General features: G+C 59.9%; 24 protein-coding genes and 1 pseudogene. 7 read left to right on the top strand and 18 right to left on the bottom strand.

From position 1 onward, the window contains the following. Window positions 1-150: 150 nt before the first annotated feature. From pdxJ to rpoE, 10 genes are all read right to left on the bottom strand, one after another. The gene (gene pdxJ / locus G5182_RS18885) at window positions 151-888 is read right to left on the bottom strand and encodes a pyridoxine 5'-phosphate synthase (RefSeq protein ID WP_005335389.1); all 738 of its coding nucleotides are present in this window, start codon (window positions 886-888) and stop codon (window positions 151-153) included. Between the two features lie 84 nt (window positions 889-972). After that, window positions 973-1,683: a DNA repair protein RecO gene (gene recO / locus G5182_RS18880; protein ID WP_421254639.1), complete on the bottom strand. Its 711-nt coding sequence runs from the start codon at window positions 1,681-1,683 to the stop codon at window positions 973-975. Next, window positions 1,684-2,583, bottom strand: coding sequence for a GTPase Era (era, locus tag G5182_RS18875; RefSeq protein ID WP_005335393.1), 900 nt, complete (start codon window positions 2,581-2,583; stop codon window positions 1,684-1,686). Further along, complete coding sequence (rnc, locus tag G5182_RS18870; RefSeq protein WP_005335394.1) at window positions 2,580-3,251, bottom strand: ribonuclease III; 672 nt, start codon at window positions 3,249-3,251, stop codon at window positions 2,580-2,582. Before rnc ends, era begins: the two co-directional genes overlap by 4 nt. Further along, on the bottom strand, window positions 3,252-4,175 hold the full coding sequence (lepB, locus tag G5182_RS18865) for a signal peptidase I (RefSeq protein ID WP_005335395.1): 924 nt from the start codon (window positions 4,173-4,175) through the stop codon (window positions 3,252-3,254). Between the two features lie 3 nt (window positions 4,176-4,178). Further along, window positions 4,179-5,972, bottom strand: coding sequence for a translation elongation factor 4 (lepA, locus tag G5182_RS18860; RefSeq protein ID WP_005335396.1), 1,794 nt, complete (start codon window positions 5,970-5,972; stop codon window positions 4,179-4,181). 116 nt (window positions 5,973-6,088) lie between these two features. Continuing rightward, entirely contained in the window at window positions 6,089-6,550 is a 462-nt protein-coding gene (locus G5182_RS18855) for a SoxR reducing system RseC family protein (protein ID WP_040068038.1), read from the bottom strand. Between the two features lie 100 nt (window positions 6,551-6,650). Beyond that, window positions 6,651-7,631 carry a MucB/RseB C-terminal domain-containing protein gene (locus tag G5182_RS18850; RefSeq protein WP_216980206.1) on the bottom strand — a complete coding sequence of 327 codons (981 nt, stop codon included), beginning with the start codon at window positions 7,629-7,631 and terminating at the stop codon, window positions 6,651-6,653. A gap of 21 nt (window positions 7,632-7,652) precedes the next feature. Further along, window positions 7,653-8,255: an RseA family anti-sigma factor gene (locus G5182_RS18845; RefSeq protein ID WP_227342014.1), complete on the bottom strand. Its 603-nt coding sequence runs from the start codon at window positions 8,253-8,255 to the stop codon at window positions 7,653-7,655. A 22-nt stretch (window positions 8,256-8,277) separates the two neighbouring features. Next, window positions 8,278-8,859 (bottom strand): RNA polymerase sigma factor RpoE, encoded by a 582-nt coding sequence (gene rpoE, locus G5182_RS18840; protein WP_005335411.1) that lies wholly within the window; start codon window positions 8,857-8,859, stop codon window positions 8,278-8,280. Window positions 8,860-9,041: 182 nt separating this feature from the next. Between rpoE and nadB the strand changes: the two genes are divergently transcribed. Beyond that, window positions 9,042-10,649, top strand: coding sequence for an L-aspartate oxidase (nadB, locus tag G5182_RS18835; protein WP_005354382.1), 1,608 nt, complete (start codon window positions 9,042-9,044; stop codon window positions 10,647-10,649). Window positions 10,650-10,804: 155 nt separating this feature from the next. Here the strand turns inward: nadB and G5182_RS18830 are convergent, their stop codons facing one another. Then, window positions 10,805-11,197, bottom strand: a complete 393-nt coding sequence (locus G5182_RS18830) for a protein YgfX (protein WP_107683480.1) — start codon at window positions 11,195-11,197, stop codon at window positions 10,805-10,807. 19 nt (window positions 11,198-11,216) lie between these two features. Further along, complete coding sequence (locus G5182_RS18825) at window positions 11,217-11,486, bottom strand: succinate dehydrogenase assembly factor 2 (protein ID WP_064341345.1); 270 nt, start codon at window positions 11,484-11,486, stop codon at window positions 11,217-11,219. 111 nt (window positions 11,487-11,597) lie between these two features. Here G5182_RS18825 and ygfZ point away from each other — a divergent pair, with 111 nt between their 5' ends. After that, window positions 11,598-12,506 carry a tRNA-modifying protein YgfZ gene (gene ygfZ / locus G5182_RS18820; RefSeq protein ID WP_064341344.1) on the top strand — a complete coding sequence of 303 codons (909 nt, stop codon included), beginning with the start codon at window positions 11,598-11,600 and terminating at the stop codon, window positions 12,504-12,506. A 6-nt stretch (window positions 12,507-12,512) separates the two neighbouring features. On the opposite strand, the gene G5182_RS18815 is transcribed toward ygfZ, so the two are convergent. Further along, complete coding sequence (locus G5182_RS18815) at window positions 12,513-13,394, bottom strand: LysR family transcriptional regulator (protein WP_216950229.1); 882 nt, start codon at window positions 13,392-13,394, stop codon at window positions 12,513-12,515. Window positions 13,395-13,519: 125 nt separating this feature from the next. Between G5182_RS18815 and G5182_RS18810 the strand changes: the two genes are divergently transcribed. Continuing rightward, a complete protein-coding gene (locus G5182_RS18810) occupies window positions 13,520-13,966 on the top strand; it encodes a PACE efflux transporter (RefSeq protein ID WP_047436069.1) in 447 nt (148 codons plus the stop codon). Window positions 13,967-14,128: 162 nt separating this feature from the next. Here G5182_RS18810 and G5182_RS18805 read toward each other — a convergent pair whose 3' ends face one another. Then, window positions 14,129-14,485 (bottom strand): hypothetical protein, encoded by a 357-nt coding sequence (locus G5182_RS18805; protein WP_005362699.1) that lies wholly within the window; start codon window positions 14,483-14,485, stop codon window positions 14,129-14,131. 244 nt (window positions 14,486-14,729) lie between these two features. On the opposite strand from G5182_RS18805, the gene cutA reads away from it, so the two are divergent. The 4 genes and pseudogenes from cutA to G5182_RS18785 all read left to right on the top strand — a co-directional run bounded on the left by cutA (window position 14,730) and on the right by G5182_RS18785 (window position 17,798). Then, a complete protein-coding gene (gene cutA, locus G5182_RS18800) occupies window positions 14,730-15,047 on the top strand; it encodes a divalent-cation tolerance protein CutA (RefSeq protein ID WP_227342013.1) in 318 nt (105 codons plus the stop codon). Continuing rightward, on the top strand, window positions 15,044-16,843 hold the full coding sequence (locus tag G5182_RS18795) for a protein-disulfide reductase DsbD (protein WP_227342012.1): 1,800 nt from the start codon (window positions 15,044-15,046) through the stop codon (window positions 16,841-16,843). The genes cutA and G5182_RS18795 overlap by 4 nt, the downstream gene beginning before the upstream one ends. Then, window positions 16,833-17,314: pseudogene (locus tag G5182_RS18790) on the top strand (GNAT family N-acetyltransferase). The gene G5182_RS18795 and the pseudogene G5182_RS18790 overlap by 11 nt, the downstream one beginning before the upstream one ends. 70 nt (window positions 17,315-17,384) lie before the next feature. Beyond that, entirely contained in the window at window positions 17,385-17,798 is a 414-nt protein-coding gene (locus G5182_RS18785) for a hypothetical protein (RefSeq protein ID WP_042080037.1), read from the top strand. A 54-nt stretch (window positions 17,799-17,852) separates the two neighbouring features. Here G5182_RS18785 and G5182_RS18780 read toward each other — a convergent pair whose 3' ends face one another. The 4 genes from G5182_RS18780 to G5182_RS18765 all read right to left on the bottom strand — a co-directional run bounded on the left by G5182_RS18780 (window position 17,853) and on the right by G5182_RS18765 (window position 22,502). Then, window positions 17,853-18,443, bottom strand: coding sequence for a hypothetical protein (locus tag G5182_RS18780; RefSeq protein WP_227342011.1), 591 nt, complete (start codon window positions 18,441-18,443; stop codon window positions 17,853-17,855). 236 nt (window positions 18,444-18,679) lie between these two features. After that, window positions 18,680-19,984, bottom strand: a complete 1,305-nt coding sequence (locus G5182_RS18775; protein ID WP_227342010.1) for an NAD(P)/FAD-dependent oxidoreductase — start codon at window positions 19,982-19,984, stop codon at window positions 18,680-18,682. A gap of 159 nt (window positions 19,985-20,143) precedes the next feature. Beyond that, window positions 20,144-21,223 (bottom strand): class II fructose-bisphosphate aldolase, encoded by a 1,080-nt coding sequence (fbaA, locus tag G5182_RS18770; RefSeq protein ID WP_005340963.1) that lies wholly within the window; start codon window positions 21,221-21,223, stop codon window positions 20,144-20,146. Between the two features lie 115 nt (window positions 21,224-21,338). Next, window positions 21,339-22,502, bottom strand: coding sequence for a phosphoglycerate kinase (locus G5182_RS18765; protein ID WP_005340965.1), 1,164 nt, complete (start codon window positions 22,500-22,502; stop codon window positions 21,339-21,341). Window positions 22,503-22,529 lie beyond the last annotated feature (27 nt).

Below are 22,529 nucleotides of genomic sequence, written 5' to 3'. Positions count from 1 at the left end.
TCAACTGCTTATAGCCGATTGTGCTGGGTTATTACAGCTCTATAGCCGCCAACCCATTGCCCTTGCTTGAACAGGGCCAGAAATAATAAAGGACGCCGTGGCGTCCCTTGTTATTTTTGGCAGACTTCATCAGGCCGCCTGTCTGGTGGGTCAGATCCCCTGACGGGCTTCCTGCATCAGCAGGCGCATATCGCTCACAGCCTTGGCCAGACCATCAAAGGCGGCGCGGCCGATGATGGCGTGGCCGATGTTGAGCTCATAGAGCTCGGGGATGGCGGCGATGGCCTTGACGTTGTGATAGTGCAGACCGTGGCCGGCATTGACCTTCAAGCCCTTGCCTGCGGCATAGGAGGCGCCGGCGGCGATACGCTTGAACTCGGCGTTGCGCTCGGCATCTGTGGTGGCATCGGCGTAACGGCCGGTATGGATCTCGATAAAGGGGGCACCACTCTCGGCAGCCGCATCGATCTGGATGGGATCGGCGTCGATAAAGAGGGATACCTGGGCACCCACAGCAGAGAGGCGGGCAACGGCGTCAGTCACCTTGTCCAGCTGACCGGCCACGTCCAGACCGCCCTCGGTGGTCACCTCGGTGCGCTTCTCCGGCACCAGACAGACGAAGTGGGGCTTGATGCGGCAGGCGATGCCGATCATCTCTTCGGTCACCGCCATTTCCAGATTCATTCTGGTCTGGATAGTCTGACGCAGGATCTCCACATCGCGGTCGGTGATGTGGCGGCGATCTTCTCGCAGATGCACGGTAATGCCATCGGCCCCGGCCTGTTCGGCCACAAAGGCGGCCTGTACCGGATCCGGGTACTGGGTGCCACGGGCGTTGCGCAGAGTCGCGATATGGTCGATGTTCACACCCAGATAGATTTCACTCATTGAGAACTCCTTGAAAGGCTTCATCTGTTGACTGCGCGGTCAGCGAATCACACCGCGCCAATATCCGTATGTCTGTAATCTGTGTCAGCCTTGGATGCTGGCTTTGCGTTTTAAAAACAGCTCCCGGCTCTTTAACTGGCGTTTGCCCAGATAGGGTTGCAGTGCCAATCGGCTGAAACGTTTGGCCGCCTGCAGCAAGGGAGGGGTATCGAAACGTCCCTCGGCAAAGGCAAGCAGGTGGGCACCGAGAAACAGGGTACGGGGATCCGGCGCCCGCTCGCAAGCAACAAAGCCCAATTCACGCTCGAAGCCATAGAGCAAGGTCGGCTCGATGGGCGACTCGTCGTCCGCCGTGTATTCGAAATCGACCGCATAGCCGAGCGCCTGCAACAGCAGGAACTCAAAGCGACGCAGCGGCAGCTCCGGCGTCTCGCCATCGGCCAGCGCCATGATGGCACGGGCATAGGCGTCGAATACTTCGGGGAACGGGGTGTGCGCTTCCAGCAGGTAGTAAACCAGCTCGTTGAGATAGAGGCCGTAGAAGAGGCGATCGCCGCCGAGACGCAGGGAGTGATCCGGGCATTCGACCTGGGTGAGGTTCTTGAGATCCCCCTTGCCGCGCCAGGCGATGGTGAGCAGGGTAAAGGGTTGCAGCAGCCCCTTGAGAAGGGAGCGTGGCCCGCGAGAACCGCGAGCCACCAGAGTAAATCGGCCACTATCCTGGGTGAAGACCTCGACCAGCTGGCTGGTCTCCCGATAGGGCCGACTGTGGATGACGAAAGCCGGGGTCAGCAATCAGTCGTCGCCATACCCGAGGCTGCGCAGGGCGCGCTCATCATCAGCCCAGCCCGACTTGACCTTGACCCACAGCTCGAGGTGCACCTTGTTCTGGAACAGCCGCTCCATATCGAGGCGTGCTTCGGTGCCGATGGTCTTGATCTTCTCGCCCTTGTTGCCGATGACCATCTTCTTCTGGCCATCGCGCTCGACCAGGATCAGGCCGTGGATGTGGTAGAGGCCGTTCTCTTCCACCTTGAAGCGCTCGATCTCCACCGTCACCGAGTAGGGCAGCTCCTCACCGGTGAAGCGCATCAGCTTCTCGCGGATGATTTCGGAAGCCATAAAACGGGAGGAGCGGTCGGTCACGTAATCTTCCGGGAAGAAATGGACGTTTTCCGGCAGCAGATCCTTGGCCCACTCGCGGATCTTCTCCACGTTGGTGCCCTTTTCGGCACTGATGGGCAGAATATGGGCGAAGTTCATCTGTTGGCCCAGCCACTCGAGGTGGGGCAGCAGATCTTCTTTCTCTTTGACGTTGTCGATCTTGTTGACCGCCAGCACCACCGGGCACTTGAGATTGCGCAGCTTGCCCAGCACCATCTCGTCGTCTTTGGTCCAGTGGGTACCGTCGACCATGAACACCACCATGGCCACATCCCCCAGCGAACTGGTGGCGGCACGGTTCATCAGACGGTTGATGGCCCGTTTCTCTTCAATGTGCAGACCCGGGGTATCCACATAGATGGTCTGGTAGTTATCCTCGGTGTCGATCCCCAAAATCCGGTGACGGGTGGTCTGGGGCTTCTTCGAGGTGATGCTGACCTTCTGGCCAAGCAGCTTGTTAAGCAGGGTGGACTTGCCCACATTCGGGCGGCCCACGATGGCGACAAAGCCGCAGTAGGTGGTATCTGTCATGACAGTTTTTCCAATGCTTGCTGCGCCGCGGCCTGTTCGGCCTTGCGACGGCTGGTGCCGACCCCGACGAGGGGACCATCCAGACCTTCCACGTCACACTGGACGGTGAACTCCTGGTTGTGGGCCTCGCCCTTGACGTTGGTCACGGTGTAGGTCGGCAGGGATTTGCGGCTTCCCTGCAAAATTTCTTGCAGACGGGTCTTGGGATCTTTCTGCTCGATGCCCGGCTTGATCTCTTCCAGGCGGCTGGCATACCAGCTCAGCAACAGTGTCCGCACCGTCTCAAGATTGGTATCCAGATAGACGGCACCGATCACCGCCTCGACCGTGTCGGCCAGAATGGATTCGCGGCGAAAACCGCCGCTCTTGAGTTCGCCGGGACCGAGGATCAGGTGATCCCCGAGGTCAAACTCCCGGCCCAGTTCGGCCAGGGTCTTCTCGCGCACCAGGGTGGCGCGCATCCGGCTGAGATCCCCTTCCGCCGCTTGCGGGAAGCGGTGGAACAGATCGTCGGCAATCACCAGACTCAAAATCGAGTCACCCAGAAATTCCAGTCGTTCATTGTGACGAGAGCCGGCGCTGCGGTGAGTCAGCGCCCGGGTCAGCAGTTCCAGATCCGCAAAGACATGCCCGAGACGGGACTGCAGTCTGTTCATCTTGATATTCATTTACTTGATTCCGCCAATGCGGTTGAAGCGCACACCTGTCGGTACCCAACTTGGCAGCAGGGAGCCTTCTTCGCGCTCGAATTCAAAACTTATCCAGATAGCGACCGCCTTGCCGACCAGATTCTGCTCGGGCACAAAGCCCCAGAAGCGGCTGTCGGTGCTGTTGTCGCGGTTGTCGCCCATCACGAAATACTGGCCTTCCGGTACCACCCATTCGTCGGGGTAGGTGCCGGGCTGGCGATAGTAACGGCCAACCATGTCGGGCATCAGCGGATTGCGCAGGGTCTCGTGGGAGACATCGCCCAACTGCTCGGTATAGCGATCAAGGGGGATCCCCATCTGGGTAAATTCGCCTCTTTGTTCAAACTTGACGTCGAGCTTCTTGAAGCCCGGGCACGTTTTCCCTTCCTGCTCTTCGCACTTGGGCCGGATCATCAGCTCCTTGTTGCGATAGATGACCCGATCACCCGGCATGCCGACCACCCGCTTGATGTAGTCAACGCGCGGTTCAAGGGGATACTTGAACACCACCACGTCGCCACGCTTGGGCTCGCCAGTCTCGAGGAACTTGGTGTTGGTCACCGGGTCCCGCAGACCATAGGCAAATTTTTCCACCAGGATGAAGTCGCCCACCAGCAGGGTGGGCATCATGGAACCTGACGGGATCTGGAACGGTTCAAAAATGAACGAACGCAGGATCAGCACAAAGGTGATGACCGGGAACACCCCGGCGGTCTGCTCAATCCAGACCGGCACGGGGGCGACCTTGGCCAGGGTCTTCTCATCCAGGTGGGCACCGCCATGGGCACGAGCCACAGCAATCTTGGCGGCGCGCTGCTTGGACCAAATCATCTTGTCCAGACACCAGATAACACCGGTGATCGCGCAGACCACCACCAGGATCAGGGAAAACGTGCTTGCCATCTATTAATCCTTTCCGACGTGGAGAATCGCGAGGAAGGCTTCCTGCGGCACGTCGACACGGCCGAGAGACTTCATCCGCTTCTTACCTTCTTTCTGCTTGTTCAGCAGTTTCTTCTTACGACTCACGTCACCACCGTAACACTTGGCGGTTACGTCTTTACGCAGTGCCTTGACGGTGCTGCGTGCGATGATCTGGTTGCCGATGGCCGCCTGAATGGCGATATCGAACATCTGGCGCGGGATCAGCTCGCGCATCTTCTCCACCACCTGACGACCGCGATACTGGGCGTTGTCCTTGTGGGTGATGATGGCCAGGGCATCGACGCGCTCACCGTTGATCATGATGTCCAGACGGACCATGTCGGAGGTTTCGAAACGCTTGAAGCCGTAATCCAGCGAGGCGTAACCGCGACTGGTGGATTTCAGACGATCGAAGAAGTCGAGCACCACTTCCGCCATCGGGATTTCATAGGTCAGCGCCACCTGCTTGCCGTGGTAGACCATGTTGGTCTGCACGCCACGCTTCTCGATACAGAGGGTGATCACGTTGCCCATGTACTCCTGCGGCAGCAAGATATGACACTCGGCGATCGGCTCGCGCATCTCCTTGATGCTGGTGATGGCGGGCATCTGGGCCGGGCTGTCGATGTGGATGGTGGAGCCGTCGGTCAGCTCGATCTCGTACACTACGGTCGGCGCCGTAGTGATCAGATCCAGATCGTATTCACGCTCCAGACGCTCCTGAATGATCTCCATGTGCAGCATGCCGAGGAAGCCACAACGGAAGCCGAAGCCCAGCGCCGTGGAGCTCTCCGGTTCGAAGAACAGGGAGGCATCGTTCAGGGAGAGCTTGTCGAGGGCGTCACGGAACGACTCGTAGTCATCGCTGGAGATGGGGAACAGACCCGCATAAACCTGCGGCTTCACCTTCTTGAAGCCAGCCAGCGCCTTGTCGGCACCGTTCTTGGCCTGAGTCAGGGTATCGCCCACCGGCGCGCCGTGGATGTCCTTGATACCGCAGACAACCCAACCTACCTCGCCACAGCCCAGACCCTGGGTATCCACCTGCTTGGGCGTGAAGATACCGATACGATCGACACCCCACACCTGACCAGTGCTCATCACCTTGATCTTGTCGTTCTTCTTCAGGGAACCGTTCTTGATCCGCACCAAAGAGACAACGCCCAGATAGGAGTCGAACCAGGAGTCGATGATCAGCGCCTGCAGCGGGGCATCCGGGTCACCTTCCGGCGCCGGGATCTTGGCAACGATCTCTTCCAACACCAGGTCAACACCCAGACCGGTCTTGGCGGAGCAGCGCACCGCATCAACCGCGTCGATACCGACGATGTCTTCGATCTCCTCGGCAACCCGCTCGGGTTCTGCGGCCGGCAGGTCAATCTTGTTCAGCACCGGCACCACTTCCAGATCCATTTCCATGGCGGTATAGCAGTTGGCCAGAGTCTGTGCCTCAACCCCCTGGCCGGCATCCACCACCAGCAGCGCCCCTTCACAGGCCGCCAAAGAGCGGGAGACCTCGTAGGAGAAATCCACGTGGCCCGGGGTGTCGATAAAGTTCAGCTGGTAGGTGTTACCGTCTTGTGCCTGGTAGTTCAGGGTCACACTCTGTGCTTTGATGGTAATGCCGCGCTCGCGCTCCAGATCCATGGAGTCAAGCACCTGAGCCTGCATCTCGCGGTCGGACAAGCCACCGCAAGTCTGGATCAGACGGTCCGACAGGGTCGATTTACCGTGGTCGATGTGCGCAATAATCGAAAAGTTACGAATGTGTTTCATCGAGCAAGAGTCACTCAAAATTAGTTAAGGTCAGTTATGGAGGCGCGATTTTACTGGATAACCCGGCTGACGGCCATTCTTTAGTCGCCAGCGCCAGTGAAATAGCGCCTGTTCGGTCAGGGGAGGATGCGGACAGGGACGACAACGCCGAGCATCTGCGGGCCGTAACGCCCCTGATCCAGGCGGTTGGAAAAGTAACGAACCAGTAAAAAGCCCAGCACGCCCCCCAGCAGGCAGCAGAGAATGGTAATCCCCTCCCCGCCCGAGAGCAGCGGCGCCAGCCAGAGCTGCCCCAGCAAGGCGCCGGCCAACAGACAGAAAAGCGGCAGCACATAGACCAGCGCAGCCCCGCGCAGCAGACTCTCCTGCGGGATACCGAGCCTCACTTGCTGGCCAACCCGCACCTCGGCGGTCAGCCTGACTCGCAAGCGGGGGGCTTTCAGGGGAAACGCCTTGGCCACAGTGCCGGTACCGCAGTTGGATTGCTGCTGACAACCACTGCAGGCGGAGCGACGCTCGCACTCCACCCAGGCATGGTCACCCTCAATGGCCACCACGGTCGCCAGCTCTTCACTCATCTCATTCACGGCAACACCTCGTGCTCATGCAATGGCAGGATCTGAACACGACTCACAGCCAACGGCAAGCCGCACACTACTGTGAACCCAGAACATGGACTCACTGCACCGCTTCGTTGCGAGCCAGCGGCTGCACCGACTCGGCGATGCGTTTGGCTGTCTCGGCAGGCACTTCCCCAACCACGGTGATCTCGACCCCCACCTCGTTGACGTAGCTCACCAGCGAGGTCGCCCCCTGGCGGATCAGCTGCTGGCGCACCGCCTGCTTGGGATCGACCCGAGAGACGTAGACCGAGAGATCCACCAGGCCATCGGAGAGCATCATGTAATCCACCGGTACACTGGTGGTCACCAGCTGGTGCCGGTCTTGCGACAGCACCTTGAAGCCATCGGGCAACCAGGTGATCTGCCAGTTCAACTGCTGTTGCGGTGCAGGATAGGCATCCTCCAGCGCCAGCGCCGAGGGCTGCTTGCTGTTGGCCAGCTTTACCAGCCATGGGGACGGTTTTTGTTGCAATTGCAGATCCACCCCCAGCATCTGCTCCACCAGATTGCCCTCCCGCTCCACCATGTCGACTCGCAGCAACAGGTGACTACGTTCGTCAATCCAGAGCACAAAGCCATATTTGTCAGCTTCCTTGGGAACCAACCTGACGACTTGAGCGACCTCGCCGGCCACCCGGCTACGGCCAGCAAGCACAGGATCATAACTCTCCAGCACCTGTGCCAACGGCATCTTCACCAGGGTCGACCAGATACCGGGAAAGCGGGCATCCTTCAGGGTGTAGGGATCATGGCTGTTTTCAAAGAAGGTGTACTCGTTCTGACGCTGGAGATACTCGATCGCCTTGCCATCGAGATAGCTGAGATGGGCTACCTCCTTGCCATCGATCACGGCATGGCTGATGCGGATCGGTTCAAGACGTCCCTGACGGGCCTTGACCATGGACAATTCGAAGTTCTGTTGCTGCACGGCACTCTGCATCTGCTGCAACAAGGCCTCGGCCGACTTATCGTCGGCCGAGGCCTTGGCACTGATCAGCAGGAGAGAGGCCAGTAAAATACGGCTGTACTGGCGCACGTTGATATCCCTGACGACTCGTTATTGTTGGTTCTGCCTGTCTTGCAACAGGCGTTGTTGCAACTGGTGGTCACGCAGGAAGGCGTTGATCCGCTCCCGCTGTTCCTGCATCTGCTGTTCGGTCAGACCTTGCTGACGGGCACGGGCACCATCCTGTTGCGGATAATGGACGCTCACAGGCGCCGCGCTGCCACCGATTGGAATGGTATTGAGCACCGGATTGGCCGGAACGCCATCCTGTCCCTGATAATGCTGCACTCCGAAGATAACAGCGGCGGCCACGGAGGCGGCAATGGCGTATTGCCCCAGTTGCTGACCGACACGGCGGAACAACGGAACCACATTGGCATCTGTCTTGACCGGCGCAACGGCAGGTTGCAGCACGGGAGCCGTCTCGACCGGCTTGGGTGCCAGTATGGTGGGCTCATCCTCCAGCGCAGCCATAATGCTGTCACTGAGATCCAGTTGCAGATTGACCGGCAGGTCACCCCGCATGGCATCGCCGATCAGGTGGTAACGACCCCAGGTATCTTGCAAGTCGGAGTCCATCTCCAGCTCGTTCAGTACCTCTGCGTCACTCAGGTCACCATCCATCAGGGCAGAGATTTGCTCTTTATTTGCCATAAGTTAACCCGTCTTTCCCCAGTTAATTCTCGATCAGAGGTTGCAGCTTTTTATCGATTGCTTCCCTCGCCCGGAAGATACGGGATCTGACCGTACCCACAGGGCAATCCATGATTTCGGCAATCTCTTCGTAGCTCAGCCCTTCCAGTTCGCGGAGGGTGATAGCTGTCCTCAGGTCTTCCGGCAATGCCTCTATGGCTGAAAACACGGTGCGTTTGATCTCGTCAGTCAGCGCCAGGTTTTCAGGGGTTGAGACCTCTTGCAAGGCTTCACCACCACCATAAGACTCCGCTTCGTCAGCCTCCACATCACTGCTGGGCGGCCTGCGCCCCTGGGAGGTGAGATAATTCTTCGCCGTGTTCACGGCAATTCGGTACAACCAGGTGTAAAAAGCACTTTCGCCACGGAATGTCGGCAATGCACGGTAGGCTTTTATAAAGGCCTCTTGCGCCACATCGGGCACATCACCGGGATTGTTGACATACCTGGCAACCAGGTTGACCACCTTATGCTGGTATTTTTTTACCAACAGGTTGAAAGCTGCTTTATCGCCGCGCTGGACCCGTTCAACCAGCTGTTCGTCCAGTAGATTCTGGTCGCTCATCAGAGCCGTAAAACCCCCATCAGGTTATCGTTTTTCTTTTCCGGCCCTTCCTAAGCGCACAAGTTCAGACAGGGAGAATCAGAGAAAGTTCGCTTCAATTGAAAAAAATGTGATGCAGGCTGCATCCTCGCCCTCGCTTGGGCTACCATGGTGCCAGTTCTTAATCCAGGCCAATGATACTTATGAAAGCAAGTGTTGAATACCTTTGCGATGTACTGATCATTGGCAGCGGTGCCGCTGGTTTGTCCCTCGCGTTGCGATTGGCAGACCACGCCAAAGTCCTGGTTCTGAGCAAGGGGCCCATCAGTGAAGGGGCCACTTTCTATGCGCAAGGAGGCATCGCTGCCGTTTTCGACGAAACCGACAGCATCGAATCCCACGTGAGCGACACGCTCAACGCGGGCGCCGGGTTGTGTGACCCGGCAGTGGTCGAGTTCACCGCTCGCCACGCCCGCGAGTCCATCCAGTGGCTCATTCAGCAAGGGGTCCCCTTCGATCAGGAGGAGAACGCCGATGGTGAATCCCAGTACCACCTCACCCGGGAAGGCGGCCACAGCCATCGCCGCATCTTCCACGCGGCGGATGCCACCGGCAAAGCGGTGCAGCTCACCCTGATCGATCAGGTTCGTGCCCACCCCAATATCCAGTTGATGGAGCGCTTCAACGCGGTCGACCTCATCACCACCCGCAAGCTCAACCTGCCGGGCAACAAGGTACTGGGGGCCTACGTCTGGAACCGCAACGCCGAGCAGGTCGAGGTGATCCGCGCCCGTTTCGTGGCACTGGCGACCGGTGGTGCCTCCAAGGTCTACCAGTACACCTCCAACCCGGATGTGAGCTCTGGCGATGGCATCGCCATGGCATGGCGGGCCGGCTGCCGGGTGGCGAACCTGGAGTTCAACCAGTTCCACCCCACCAGCCTGTTTCACCCGGACGACCCCAACTTCCTGCTGACCGAAGCGCTGCGTGGCGAGGGAGCCTATCTGCGCCGCCCGGACGGCAGCCGCTTTATGCCGGAGTTTGACGAGCGGGCCGAGCTGGCGCCGCGGGATATCGTCGCCCGCGCCATCGACCACGAGATGAAGCGGCTCGGGGCGGATTGCATGTATCTGGATATCAGCCACAAACCGGCCGATTTCATCATCAAGCACTTCCCGACCATTTATGAGCGCTGCCTCGCGGTCGGCATCGACATCACCAAGGAGCCGATGCCCATCGTGCCGGCCGCCCACTACACCTGTGGCGGCGTGATGATCGACAACAACGGCCAGACCGATATTCCCGGCCTCTACGCCATCGGTGAAGTGACCTACACCGGTCTGCACGGCGCCAACCGCATGGCCTCCAACTCCCTGCTGGAATGCGTGGTTTATGCCCATCAGGCGGGGGCCGACATTCTGGCCAAGCTGCCGATGAGCGTGGAGCCGCCGCGCCTGCCGGTGTGGGACGAGAGCAAGGTGGAAGATTCCGACGAACTGGTGGTGATCCAGCACAACTGGCACGAGCTGCGGTTGATGATGTGGGACTACGTGGGAATAGTGCGTACCAACAAACGCCTGGCCCGTGCCAAGCGCCGCATCGACCTGCTCAAGCAGGAGGTGCAGGAGTACTACGCCAACTTCCGCGTCTCCAACAACCTGCTGGAGCTGCGCAACCTGCTGCAGGTGGCCGAGCTTATCGTCAACTGCGCCCTGCAGCGCAAGGAGTCTCGCGGCTTGCACTACAACCTGGATTATCCGGATATGCTGCCGGACTCCAAACCGACCGTGCTGACCCCGGAGCGGGATTAATCCCCCTTCCTGCCAAGCGTTGCAGCTATCAGTGACCCCGCCCCGGCGGGGTCACTTGTTTTCAACCGCTTTTCAGCCCCAAAAAGAGTGCCGCCAGCCACATGGCAGCAGCTTATCGCGGTAAATCAGCGCATAGTCATCACGGAAAGCAGGTGTCAGCGCCGAGACGGCAGAAAGTGGATGGCTCGCGCCAGCAGGCGGTAATGTTCGGGGGGAAGGGCATCGGAGAAGAGCCACAATTGCCGTGGCGACGCCGATTCAGAGCCTTCCGGCTCGGGGCAAAGCGCCAGCCTGAGCACGCCGGGCAAAATGCGGCTTTTCTTGCCGAGCTGATAGCGGCAACCTTGCCACTGTAGCCACTGACCATCCCAGACAAGCTCGAACGGGGGCTCGGCGAGCGCCCGCCAGCTCAACCAGAGCGCCGCCAGCCAGACGGGCAGCAACAGCGCCCACTGCCAACCGGCAATCAGGCCAGCCACCGGCCAGAGCAGCAACAGAAAGAGGGCCACCAGCAAACATTGCTGATGGCGGGAGGGGTGAACCGTCATGATCACCCGCTCCACGGCATCAGGCCTGGCGGTCGTGGCGCGCCTGATTGCGCTCCAGGATCATCGGGATCATGGCGGCAAATGCGGGATCGGCAGGGACACCATGACCCATGCACCATTTGAACAGATCCGGATCGTCGCTCGCCAGCAGGCGGATAAAGGTCTGCTGATCGGCTTCGCTCAGGGAGTCGAACTCGTGTTCGAAAAAGGGCATAAAGATCACATCCAGCTCGAGCATACCGCGACGGCAGGCCCACTTCAGGCGGGATTTTTCAACTGGGCTCAACATGGCACTCTCCTTACAAAGACCGGGGGATGGTACCAGCTGGATTTTCCGGCTGACAAACATTAGTTACGTCTTTACCATGCAGCTCACATACTTTCTCTCTGGAATACCATCGTGAGCCTGCAACCACCTGTTTTTCCTGCCGAGCCGACCCGCTTCTCCCTGACCAAGCTGGCCATCACCCGTATCAGCGGCCAGGATCGCGTCAAATATCTGCAAGGTCAGGTCACCTGTGATGTCAACGCCCTGCAACCGGGGCAACAGACCCCGGGCGGCCACTGTGATCCCAAGGGCAAGCTGTGGAGCAATTTCCGCCTGCTCTGCCTCGACGACAGTCTGCTGCTGCTGACCAGCCCCTCTGTACTGGAGCGTCAGTTGCCGGAGCTGAAGAAATTTGCCGTCTTCTCCAAGGTCGAGATCGCCGCCGATGAGCGTCACGCCACCGGGATCGCCGGTACGGGCAGCGATAGCTGGATCTCTGCCCAGTTCGGCCTTGAGCAGAGCGGTCTGATCGACGGCGGCATGGCGGTGAAGATTGAACAGGATCGCTGGCTGCTGGTCAGCAATCAGCAAGCCGATGCCCTGCCGCAAGGTGACGAGTCACTCTGGTGGGGGCTCGAGATCAAGGCGGGTCTGCCACATATGGAAGCGGTGCATCAGGGGGAGTTCATCCCGCAGATGCTCAACCTGCAGGCACTGGACGGCATCAGCTTCAACAAGGGCTGCTACATGGGGCAGGAGACGGTGGCCCGCGCCAAATATCGCGGCGCCAACAACCGCGCCCTGTTCCTGCTGGCGGGCAGTGCCAGTGAGCCGGTCAATGCGGGCGATACCCTGGAGCTGCAACTGGGTGACAACTGGCGCCGCAGCGGCATGGTGCTCAACGCCTGGCAACAGGCCGGGCAGGTGTGGCTCACCGCCGTACTGCCGAAAGATACCGAGGCTGACGCCCAATTCCGCCTCAAGCAGGACGAAGGCTCCCGCCTCACCCTGCAACCCCTGCCTTACGCCCTGACCGAGTAAGGTCGGCTAGCGAGGCACGCGCGCCAGCAGTGCCTCCTTCAGCCAGCGCCCCGCCTGCCCCAGCGGGCGGGCGCGATGCCACTGCAACTCCAGCGCCAACGCATGGCTGGCGATAAAGTCCGGCTCCAGCACCACCACCTCGCCCCGCTTCAACGGTTGATGTAGCAGAAATTCCGGAATCGCGGACCAGCCAAGGCCCCGCTTGACCAGCTCCAGCACCCCGAGATCCCCCTCGACCCACCACACCTGGGCCGAGATGCGAAAACGCTGGCGCTCGCTCCCTTCCCGTCGGCCGGTGACCATCAGCTGGCGTGCCCCCTGCAGATCGACCTCCCGCAGCGGCTGCTTGCGGGCCAGCGGATGATCCGGTGACACCACCAGCGGCATGGTCACCTCCCCCAGCGAATGGGCGACAATCTCCCGCTGGGGATGCACCTTCTGATAACTGATGCCAAGCTGGGCCCGGCCGGTCACCAGCATCTCGGTCACATCCTCCATCAGCGGGAAGAGCAGCTCCAGCTCCACGGTCGGGTAGCGAGTGGCGAACTCCTCCAGCAGGGTGCCGAGCCAGGGCAGGTGGGAGTCATCATCGATGGCCAGAGTGAGGCGCGTCTCCACCCCGGCCGCCAGCTCCCCAGCAATGGATTGCAATCGTTCACTCTGCGCCAGCAGGATCCCAGCCTCCTGCACCATGCGGGCCCCCGCCTCCGTCAGCTGCGGATAGCGGCCGCTGCGGTCAAACAGGGTGAGCGCCAGATCGATCTCCAGATTGGCGATAGCGCTGCTCACCACCGACTGCGCCTTGCCCAGCTTGCGGGCGGCAGCGGAAAACGAGCCGTTTTCGGCGGCCGCCAGCAAGATCCTCAGTTGTTCCAGTGATGGCGTCATCTTATGGCCCTCCGGCAAGCTCTCTCATCCATCTATTTTAGCGATGGATACCAACATGAATCTATCGCTAAAGATCTATAGATTAACCAGCAATCCGTGAATAAATCTGATTGAGAGAGTGACTTATGCGTACCCGTAACGATCGCCTGCGCCATGCCATTGGCTTTGAATTCATTGGCCTGCTGATTGCCGCCCCGCTGGCCAGCTGGGTTACCGGGGTAGGGCTCAACCATATGGGCCCGCTGGCACTGTTCTTCTCGGTGCTGGCCACCGTCTGGAACTACATCTACAACATCGGGGTCGACAAGCTGCTGCTCAAATATCAGGGCCATACCCACAAGACCCTGTGGCAACGGGTGCTGCATACCTTCGGCTTTGAGGGCGGCCTGCTGATCGTCGCGCTGCCGGTCATGTCCTGGTGGCTGAGCGTCAGCCTGCTGGAGGCGCTGGTGCTGGATCTGGGCTTCGTCGTCTTCTACCTGATCTATGCCTTCGTCTACAACTGGGGCTATGACAAGGTGTTCCCCATCCCCCGCGAAGTGCCGCACGGCATGCCCCAAGAGGCGCGCTAAGGCACGAATCCGTTGGATTGAAACCGGGAAGTGAAGGTCAACAAGGAAAGACTACAGAAGAAACGACACGGCCCCATCATGGCAGACATGATGGGGCCGCAAAAGGCGTCAGCGCTGGCAGGCCGGCTGATTCAGAGGTAAGGATTCAAACCTGCCCGTCGCTCAAGCCTGGGCTTTGAGCTCTTCGCCGCTCTCGTCGGCAGCGGCAGCCTCTTCAGGCTGGGCCTGAGCGGCCTGCAGCGCTTCCAGCTCGCTCTGATAATCGCTCAGGATCTGCTGGGCAACCGCCATATCTCCCTTGTGTTTGCGCTCGAACAGATGGTGCTGCACCACGCCGTTGAGATACTCCACCGTGATGGGCTGCTCCAGGGTGGCCATCAGCTCCTCTTTCTCCAGCTCGGCATTGATTTCATCGGCGGTCGTGCGCAGCAGCCCGGCCAATTGAACCAACATGCGGCGCTCACCTTCGCGCAGCAGGCTCAACATGCGGTTTCTCTGCTGCTCATTCTGTTGGGTCATACATTTCCTTACGTCAATTGGGAACAAGCCCGCTCATTCTGCCCTGTCCCCATGACAGCGTCTATCTCATGCCCCCCACAAATTTTTGGCGCTGGCTCACAAATGGCTACAGATGCTATTTGAAGCGTCTCTGGGGTATAGTAGCCGCTGATTTTCGGGCGCTTTTTTCACCTTCATCCGCAGACAGGGATGAGACGGCAAGGGCGCCTGCCCGGTTTACCCCAACGAGGTGAAGATCCGCTTTATGACCGACGCCATTGTGGTGCTCTGCACCTGCCCAGATCAAACCAGTGCCGACCTTCTCTGCGAACAGCTGCTGAACCAGCGGCTGGCCGCCTGCATCAATCAACTGCCGGGCATTACCTCCGTCTATCGTTGGCAAGGCAAGGTGGAGCGCGCCACCGAGATCCAGCTCATCATCAAATCCCGCCAGTCGCGCTTTGCCGAGCTGCAGGCATGGATTCAAGCCAATCACCCCTATGAGGTGCCCGAGCTGCTGGCCCTGCCGGTGAGTGCCGGACTACCCGCCTATCTCGACTGGCTCAATGGGGAGACCTCATGACATTCACCCGCTTGCTCTCTCCCCTGCTGCTGCTCTGTGCCCTGCTGATGACAGCGGTGGGCAGCGCCCCTGCCCACGCCAGCGGCGCCGATCTGCTCAGCTCGCTGGGCATTGAGGCCAACGCCAAACCCAAATTTTTGCAGGTCGATGAGGCCTTTCAGATCGAGAGCGAACAGCGTGGCGATCAGCTGCTGCTGACCCTCCACATCGCCGACGACTACTACCTCTATCGCCACAGCCTGCGCTTCAAGGGGAACAACCTCACCTTCAGCGAGCCGACCCTGCCGGAAGGCACCGAGCACGAGGATGACTTCTTCGGCAAGACCCGGGTCTACTACCAGCAGGTGAGCATCGCGGTACCGCTCAAAGAAGTGGGCGACGGCGCCACCCTGCGGGTGCGCTATCAGGGCTGTACCGACGGCCTCTGCTATCCACCGACCGACAAGCTGCTCGATGTGGCCCCGCTGGTCACGGCAACCACAGCGTCCACTGCTGAAACGGCACAAAGCGTCGCACCGGTTAGCCAGCAGGATCAGCTGGCCGCCGCCCTCGGCCATCAGGGATTCTGGCTCAGCATAGTCGCCTTCTTCGCCCTGGGATTGGGGCTCGCCTTCACCCCCTGCGTCTTCCCCATGTACCCAATCCTGACCGGCATCATCGCCGGTGCCGGCCATCACCTCTCCACCGGTCGCGCCTTCCTGCTCTCTCTGGTCTATGTGCAGGGGATGGCGGTCACCTACACCCTGCTGGGGCTGGTAGTGGCCTCGGCAGGGCTGAAATTCCAGGCGGCGCTGCAACACCCCTATGTGCTGATCGGTCTATCGGTGATGTTCGTGCTGCTGGCCCTCTCCATGTTCGGACTCTACACCCTGCAACTGCCGAGCAGTTTGCAAACCCGGCTCTCCGGTCTCTCCAACCGCCAGCAGGGCGGATCGGTAGTCGGGGTCGCCATCATGGGGATGATCTCCGGGCTGGTCTGCTCCCCCTGCACCACGGCGCCGCTCTCGGGGGCGCTGATCTACGTAGCCCAGAGCGGCGATCTCTGGCTCGGCGGGGCGGCGCTCTATGCGCTGTCACTGGGGATGGGCCTGCCGCTGCTGCTGCTCGGCACCTCGGGTGGCAAGCTGCTGCCAAAAGCGGGCGCCTGGATGGATGTGATCAAGCAGCTGTTTGGTTTTGCCCTGCTGGCGGTGCCGATCCTGCTGCTGTCACGACTCTGGAGCGATCAAGTTACTACCCTCGCCTGGCTCGGCTGGGGGCTGCTGCTGTGCGGCTATCTCTATCACCACAACCAGCACCAGCCCCACTCGGTGGCCAAAAGCGTGCGCGGCTTCGTGCTGTTGCTGGCGATGATCAGCGCCGTGGTAGTGGGCAAGGATCTGCTGCAACCGACCCCCCCTGCTGCCCTCACGGCAGGTGCCAGTCAAACGGCGCCGCAGTTTGTCCGTATCAAGACCCTGGATGATCTCAAGGTGCAGCTGGCCGCCGCCCGCGGCAAGCCGGTGCTGCTCGACCTCTACGCCGACTGGTGCGTCGCCTGCAAGGAGTTCGAGCACAAGACCTTCAGCGCTCCCGCGGTGAGGGCGCGCTTCGGCCAGATGGTGCTGCTGCAGGCGGATGTCACCGCCAACGACGATGCCGATATCGAGCTGCTCAACACCCTCAATGTGCTGGGACTGCCGACCCTCATCTTCTTCGACCACGAGGGCAAGGAGCTGACAGGGCAGCGGGTCACCGGCTTTATGGGGCCTATCCCCTTTGCCAAACATCTCGAGATGGTAAGTGATGCACACTGAGTTGCGTCGGCTGCAGACAAGCGATGCACCTGCCTTGCAGCGGCTGTTCGAGCAGGCCCCCTCCTATCAGGCGGCGGTGAGCAATGACCCTCTCTCTGCACAGGCAGGAGAAGAGGAACTTGTCGCCTGCCCATCCGCTCCGACAAACATCTCATCGGCCGCTGGGAGCAGGGAGAACTCACCGCTGTCATTGATCTGCTGCGCGGCTACCCCAATCCAGACACCGCCTATCTGGGTCTGTTACTGGTGGGGGAACCCTGGCAAGGGAGTGGCCGTGGTCAGTCGCTCTATCTTCACGCCTGCACGCTGGCAAGCTCATGGGGGGCTACCCGGCTTCGCCTGTCAGTGATTGCCAGCAATGAGAGTGCTCTATCCTTCTGGCTGCGCAGAGGGTTCACCGAGTGCTATCGCCGCGAGCTGGCTGGTTATCGGGCCGAGGCCATCGTGCTGGAACGTTCACTGGAACCGTGAGCCGAGGTTTGCCGCCGCGCATTCGCGTGGCACAATCGCCCCTCTCGTTTTGCACTTGTCCGGAGTTTTGATGAAAAAGTGGTTCATCCCCCTGCTAGCCCTCTGGCTTTATGGCTGCAGTGCAGGGCCCGGTGAAGAGGATATCCGCCAGCAGGTCACCGCCAAGCTGCTGGCCGAGACAGACGCCAACCTGTTCGATATCAGCGACTTCACCATCCTCGGCAAGGAGGAGCGGATGGAGGGGGTCTATCTGGTCAAGGTGAGTTACCAGCTCCACTTCAAGCAGGGGCTCGATCAGTTGCAGGTGTTGCACGACGAGGACCTGGTCTACGACCGGGTTGGCCCCTTCCAGCAGGAGATGGGGCTGATGGAGCTCGAGCGCAAATATGGCGAGTTCGAGGCGGGCCAGGTGCTGCCACAAGAGGCCGAGGTGTGGATGATGAAGGACGAACAGGGGTGGCGACTGGCGGAACCGGCCCAATAAAGGGCTGCCCGCCCCTTACGCACTGCAACTACGGGACTGCTGTTGCCAACCAGCTCAAACCTGGGTATCGACCCGATACCCTTTTCGCTCGGCAGGTTCGCTCGGCAACTTGCTGGCCAACCCTGACAGCACCTCCTTGAGGGTGACCCCGCTCTCTACCGCACCACTGCTCTCCAGCAGCTTGGTCAGCTGGCTCTGCAAGGGGTTGACCGCTTCACGCTCGGCTCCTTGCTCGCTCTCTTTTCCCTGTCCGCCCTGCTGATCCAGCGTCTCCAGCAGGCGCTCCAGATCCCGCTTGAGCGGGTTTTCGCTGCTGTCGGCGATGGCGAGTTTGCGCTGTTCCTGCTCTTGCCGCTGTTGTTGCTGCAATGCCAACTGTTGCTCCTGCTGCTGTTGCAGGGAGCCCATCATGGTGTTGATGAACGCTTCCAGCGAATCCCTAATTGAAACAGTGCCACCACCACTGCTCTCCCCTTGCGGTGACAGTCCCAGTTCGTCCAGCACAGCACCAAGGTCGCGCACCATCCGGCTGTCGCCGCCCGTTGATGGCGAGGTCACAGTCCGCTCCTGTGCCTGCACAGCGGGAGACCCCTGCCGTTGCGCCAGCGGGCTGAGCCCGCCTGACGCGACCACATTTATCTCCATCTTGGTCCTCCCCCCCCGTATCCAGCCCTTTCTCGGCAAATATTCGGCAATCTGTCAAATCCTTGCCCCTTGGCAGATAACCGCTCTCACACCTAAAAGATAGCGCCAACGGGACGAGATTGGCGCGAATGCATCTTTTGGTCTATAGGGCGGAACGATAGTGCCAACCCGCTATAAACAAGGGGTTGGCAAAAAGGGCCACGTTCAGCCAGCACTGCACAGGCTGACAATCGGAGTCAGAGGATATCCTTCATCCGGTGCCACAGCATACCCAAAGCCAGCAACGGAGAGCGCAGCGCCGGGCCGCCGGGGAAGGTGATATGGGGCACGCTGGCAAAGAGATCGAAACCCCGGCTCTCGCCGCAGATCGCCTCGGCCACCAGCTTGCCCGCCATATGAGTGGCGTTGAGGCCGTGACCCGAATAGGCCTGGGCGTAGAGCACGTTGGGGTGTTCCTTCAAGCGACCAATCTGCGGCAGCCGGTTGGCGCCGATCCCGATCATGCCGCCCCACTGAAACTCGATGGCGGTGCCAGCCAGCTCGGGGAATACCCGCAACAACTTGGGTAGCATGAAGGCCTTGATATCTCGGGGATCCCGGCCGGAGTAGTTGCAAGCGCCGCCAAACAGCAGGCGACCGTCGGCTGAGAGGCGGTAGTAGTCGAGGGCCACGTTCTGATCGCATACCGCCATGTTTTGCGGCAGCAGGCGCTGGCGCAAGCGGCGATCGAGCACCTCGGTGGCGAGGATATAGGAGCCGGCCGGCAGCACCCGCCCCCCCAGCTCCGGATTGAGGTCGTTGAGATAGGCGTTGCAGCCGATCACCAGATAATCGGCAGTGACCCGGCCGTGGGCGGTGGTCACCTCCACCTGCTTGCCGTACTCGATATGGGTCACTCTGGAGTGTTCAAACAGGGAGACCCCGAGGCTGGCGGCGGCACGTGCCTCGCCGAGCGCCAGATTGAGGGGATGGAGATGGCCGGAGCCCATGTCGATGAGGCCGCCGATATAGCGATCCGACCCCACCACGCTATGGATATCTTCACGCGGCACCAGCTTCAACTCGTGCTCATACCCCAGACTCGCCAGATGGTCGAGCTCCTCTTCGAAGCCGGCCAGATGACGCTGACGGGTCGCGAGGTCGCAGTAGCCCCAGGTAAGATCGCAGTCGATATTGAAGCGTTCGACCCGCTCGCGCACCAGCTGCACCGCCTCCAGCCCCATCAGGTCGAGTTCGCGCACCCCATCCTCACCAATCCAGCGGGCAAACTGGCTGGTATCGTGGCCGATACCGCGAATAAGCTGACCGCCGTTGCGCCCCGACGCCCCCCAGCCGATGCGGTTGGCCTCCAGCAGCACCACCTTGTAGCCCGCATCAGCCAGATTGATGGCGGTGTTGAGGCCAGTAAAACCGCCGCCGATAATGCAGACGTCAGCCTTGTGCTCCCCCTCCAGCTCGGGCCACTGTTGCGGGTCGTTACGGGTGGCCGCGTAGTAGGAGGCGACGTGCTCCTGATATCCGTTGTGCTTTCCTGCCTGCATACTCAGCATCCTGCCTTGGTTGCAAATTGTTTAATAAAATAAGCAAAGTTGTTTCGATAATACCCAGTTCCTCCTCCACTCACCAACCTGTGCGGATCACAGAAATGCAAAAGGCGCCCCGAAGGGCGCCTTTTCATGCAATCAAGGTGCTGTAACGAATTACAGTACGTCGATGGCGTTCAGGTCGGAGAATGCTTTCTCCAGACGAGCGATCATGGAAGTCTGACCTTCACGCAGCCATACGCGCGGATCGTAGTACTTCTTGTTCGGCTTGTCGGCGCCTTCCGGGTTGCCCAGCTGGCCTTGCAGGTAAGCTTCGTTCTTCTTGTAGAAGTTCAGCAGACCTTCCCAAGTTGCCCACTGGGTGTCGGTGTCGATGTTCATCTTCACTACGCCGTAGGAGATGGACTCGCGGATCTCTTCCAGAGTGGAACCTGAACCACCGTGGAATACGAAGTCCAGAGACTTGGCTGGAACGCCGAACTTCTCGGAAACGTACTTCTGGGAAGCGTCCAGAATGGACGGGGTCAGTTTGACGTTACCCGGCTTGTATACACCGTGTACGTTGCCGAAGGAGGCTGCGATGGTGAAACGCGGGCTGATCTTGGACAGACGCTCGTAAGCGTAGGCAACATCTTCCGGCTGGGTGTACAGAGCGGACTGATCCATGTGGCTGTTGTCGACGCCGTCTTCTTCGCCACCGGTGCAACCCAGTTCCAGCTCCAGAGTCATGTTCATCTTGGCCATGCGGGTCAGGTACTCGCAGCAGATGTCGATGTTCTCTTCCAGAGACTCTTCGGACAGATCCAGCATGTGGGAGGAGAACAGCGGCTTGCCGGTTTCAGCAAAGTGCTTCTCGCCCGCTTCCAGCAGACCGTCGATCCACGGCAGCAGCTTCTTGGCAGCGTGGTCGGTGTGCAGGATTACCGGCACGCCGTAGGCTTCGGCAACAGCGTGAACGTGCTTGGCACCAGAGATGGCACCCAGGATGGCAGCTTTCTGACCTTCCAGCTTCAGACCCTTACCGGCGGTGAACACGGCACCACCGTTGGAGAACTGAACGATAACCGGCGCTTTAACCTTGGCGGCAGCTTCCAGTACGGCGTTAACGGAGTCGGTACCAACGCAGTTTACGGCCGGCAGAGCAAAGCCGTTCTCTTTAGCGATGGCGAACACTTTCTGAACGTCATCACCAGTGATCACGCCGGGTTTTACGAAGTCGAAAATTTTCTTAGACATGTTTAATCGTCCTGTCTCGTATGCCGTTAATAAAAAATGGGGGGTTCATCATGAACCGGCACAGCGGGCACATGATAAACGAAACGGGAGGCTTTTGCCCCCCGTTCCGGGTCAATTAGGCTTTAGCGCGCTGTTCCAGAATCGCAACAGCCGGCAGTACCTTGCCTTCTACGAACTCCAGGAAGGCGCCGCCGCCAGTGGAGATGTAGGAGACTTTGTCAGCGATGCCGAACTTGTCGATGGCAGCCAGGGTGTCACCACCGCCAGCGATGGAGAAGGCCGGAGAAGCAGCGATGGCTTCAGCGATAACCTTGGTGCCTTCAGCGAACTGGTCGAACTCGAACACACCAACCGGGCCGTTCCACAGGATGGTCTTGGCGTTCATGATGATGTCAGCCAGAGCCTTGGCAGAATCCGGGCCGATGTCGAAGATCATGTCGCCGTCGGTCACATCGTTAACAGACTTGATGGTGGCCGGAGTGGACTCGGAGAACTCGGCACCTACAACCACGTCGGTGGTCACAGGAATGTTGGTCTCGGCAGCCAGTTTCTTGGCGGTGTCGATCAGATCGTGCTCGCACAGGGACTTGCCGACGTTGTGACCGGCAGCAGCGATGAAGGTGTTGGCGATGCCACCACCGACAACCAGCTGGTCAGCGATTTTGGAGAGGGATTCCAGAACGGTCAGCTTGGTGGAGACCTTGGAGCCGCCAACGATGGCAACCATCGGGCGCTCGGGCTTCAGCATGGCTTTGCCCAGCGCTTCCAGTTCACCAGCCAGCAGCGGGCCGGCACAAGCGACCGGAGCGAACTGGGCAACACCGTAGGTGGAACCTTCGGCGCGGTGAGCAGTGCCGAACGCATCCATTACAAAGACGTCACACAGGGCGGCGTATTTTTTGGCCAGCTCTTCGGTGTTCTTCTTCTCGCCTTTGTTGAAGCGGCAGTTTTCCAGCACAACCAGCTCACCGGCAGCGACTTCTACGCCATCCAGGTAATCCTTGGCCAGGCGAACCGGGCAGGACAGAGCGTCTTTCAGATAGTTGACAACCGGAGCCAGGGAGAATTCTTCGTTGTATTCACCCTCGGTCGGACGACCCAGGTGGGAGGTGATCATCAGCTTGGCGCCCTTTTCCAGAGCCAGCTTGATGGTCGGCAGAGTCGCAACGATACGTGCATCGGAGGTGACCTTGCCGTCTTTTACCGGTACGTTCAGGTCAGCACGGATCAGAACGCGTTTACCCGCCAGATCCAGGTCAGTCATCTTGATAACAGACATATTCAGTCCTCTATATTTTCCAGGTAA

The sequence above is a fragment of the Aeromonas sp. 600948 genome (assembly GCF_049174875.1).
GTDB classification, from domain to species: Bacteria; Pseudomonadota; Gammaproteobacteria; order Enterobacterales; family Aeromonadaceae; genus Aeromonas; species Aeromonas veronii_A.
This window is presented reverse-complemented; position numbering and strand designations above follow the sequence as displayed.

Bases quoted from the DNA above. Each gene is read 5' to 3' on its own strand.
- pdxJ (WP_005335389.1), bottom strand. From the start codon at position 888: ATGAGTGAAATCTATCTGGGTGTGAACATCGACCATATCGCGACTCTG.
- era (WP_005335393.1), bottom strand. From the start codon at position 2,583: ATGACAGATACCACCTACTGCGGCTTTGTCGCCATCGTGGGCCGCCCG.
- rnc (WP_005335394.1), bottom strand. From the start codon at position 3,251: ATGAATATCAAGATGAACAGACTGCAGTCCCGTCTCGGGCATGTCTTT.
- lepB (WP_005335395.1), bottom strand. From the start codon at position 4,175: ATGGCAAGCACGTTTTCCCTGATCCTGGTGGTGGTCTGCGCGATCACC.
- lepA (WP_005335396.1), bottom strand. From the start codon at position 5,972: ATGAAACACATTCGTAACTTTTCGATTATTGCGCACATCGACCACGGT.
- G5182_RS18855 (WP_040068038.1), bottom strand. From the start codon at position 6,550: ATGAGTGAAGAGCTGGCGACCGTGGTGGCCATTGAGGGTGACCATGCC.
- G5182_RS18845 (WP_227342014.1), bottom strand. From the start codon at position 8,255: ATGGCAAATAAAGAGCAAATCTCTGCCCTGATGGATGGTGACCTGAGT.
- rpoE (WP_005335411.1), bottom strand. From the start codon at position 8,859: ATGAGCGACCAGAATCTACTGGACGAACAGCTGGTTGAACGGGTCCAG.
- nadB (WP_005354382.1), top strand. From the start codon at position 9,042: ATGAAAGCAAGTGTTGAATACCTTTGCGATGTACTGATCATTGGCAGC.
- G5182_RS18830 (WP_107683480.1), bottom strand. From the start codon at position 11,197: ATGACGGTTCACCCCTCCCGCCATCAGCAATGTTTGCTGGTGGCCCTC.
- G5182_RS18825 (WP_064341345.1), bottom strand. From the start codon at position 11,486: ATGTTGAGCCCAGTTGAAAAATCCCGCCTGAAGTGGGCCTGCCGTCGC.
- G5182_RS18815 (WP_216950229.1), bottom strand. From the start codon at position 13,394: ATGACGCCATCACTGGAACAACTGAGGATCTTGCTGGCGGCCGCCGAA.
- G5182_RS18810 (WP_047436069.1), top strand. From the start codon at position 13,520: ATGCGTACCCGTAACGATCGCCTGCGCCATGCCATTGGCTTTGAATTC.
- G5182_RS18805 (WP_005362699.1), bottom strand. From the start codon at position 14,485: ATGACCCAACAGAATGAGCAGCAGAGAAACCGCATGTTGAGCCTGCTG.
- cutA (WP_227342013.1), top strand. From the start codon at position 14,730: ATGACCGACGCCATTGTGGTGCTCTGCACCTGCCCAGATCAAACCAGT.
- G5182_RS18795 (WP_227342012.1), top strand. From the start codon at position 15,044: ATGACATTCACCCGCTTGCTCTCTCCCCTGCTGCTGCTCTGTGCCCTG.
- G5182_RS18785 (WP_042080037.1), top strand. From the start codon at position 17,385: ATGAAAAAGTGGTTCATCCCCCTGCTAGCCCTCTGGCTTTATGGCTGC.
- G5182_RS18780 (WP_227342011.1), bottom strand. From the start codon at position 18,443: ATGGAGATAAATGTGGTCGCGTCAGGCGGGCTCAGCCCGCTGGCGCAA.
- G5182_RS18775 (WP_227342010.1), bottom strand. From the start codon at position 19,984: ATGCAGGCAGGAAAGCACAACGGATATCAGGAGCACGTCGCCTCCTAC.
- fbaA (WP_005340963.1), bottom strand. From the start codon at position 21,223: ATGTCTAAGAAAATTTTCGACTTCGTAAAACCCGGCGTGATCACTGGT.
- G5182_RS18765 (WP_005340965.1), bottom strand. From the start codon at position 22,502: ATGTCTGTTATCAAGATGACTGACCTGGATCTGGCGGGTAAACGCGTT.